This window comes from Octadecabacter dasysiphoniae, from assembly GCF_021532615.1.
Lineage (GTDB): Bacteria > Pseudomonadota > Alphaproteobacteria > Rhodobacterales > Rhodobacteraceae > Octadecabacter > Octadecabacter dasysiphoniae.
The window spans coordinates 1-313 of sequence record NZ_JAKGAQ010000028.1; the positions used below are offsets into that span (position 1 = coordinate 1).

Consider the following 313-nt stretch of genomic DNA (forward strand, 5'->3'; position numbering starts at 1 on the left):
TGATCTTTGCGGGCACCGGCGACGATACCATCGACGGTGGCGGCGGCACGGACCGGATTTCGGGCGGGCAGGGCGCGAACATCATGACGTTCCGCAACCTCGACGGGTCCACCACGGTGATTGATTTCGACGGCGCCGAGGGCGACCGGCTGGATGTGAGCGATTTTGGGTTCACCGATTTCGCCGAGTTCTCGGCGGTCGTCAGTGCAGACGGGCCCGGCGGCCACGACACGCGCATCGATCTGGACGGCGACACGGTGGTGTTCCTGACCGATGTCAGCCCCGACATCCTGACCGCCGATCACGTGATCCT

At 65.2% G+C, this 313-nt stretch carries 1 pseudogene; it reads left to right on the plus strand.

The features are described from left to right. Window positions 1-313 (plus strand): annotated as a pseudogene (locus tag L0664_RS18495) (hypothetical protein); the annotation flags it as partial.